Source organism: Candidatus Agathobaculum pullicola, from assembly GCF_052117205.1.
GTDB classification, from domain to species: Bacteria; Bacillota; Clostridia; order Oscillospirales; family Butyricicoccaceae; genus Agathobaculum; species Agathobaculum pullicola.
Genome location: NZ_JBQKJP010000135.1, coordinates 1 through 384 on the forward strand (window position 1 = coordinate 1; position 384 = coordinate 384).

At 52.3% G+C, this 384-nt stretch carries 1 protein-coding gene; it reads right to left on the minus strand.

From position 1 onward, the window contains the following. Window positions 1-102: 102 nt before the first annotated feature. Entirely contained in the window at window positions 103-375 is a 273-nt protein-coding gene (locus ACTQ3V_RS15755) for a transposase (RefSeq protein ID WP_441468310.1), read from the minus strand. Window positions 376-384 lie beyond the last annotated feature (9 nt).

The window sequence follows — 384 nt, forward strand, 5'->3', positions numbered from 1 at the left end:
ACCCTTCCCGGCGTACACCGAGAACCTGGCAGCACAATGCAATACTGCTGCTTTGATGATTGGCTTGGATCCATGCATACAGATGACGCGGGCGAACACCGGTTATCGACCTGCCATAAAACCCAGCGCTTTCCGAAGAATATAGTTTGCTTCGTGTAATTCTTTATTTTCACGAGTTAAACGGGCTACGGCTTGCTCTGATGTTTCGCCCGGCTCCACACCGCGAATCTCACCTCTAGCAAGTCGCTCTGCTCGGCGCCAGCTGTATACTGTCTTCGTGGAGATGCCAAGCCGCTGGCACGCCGCGCTTACTCCGATTTCATCGGCCAGTTTCAGCACATCGGCTTTATATTCTTCCGTGTATTTCTGCCCCATCTATGACAC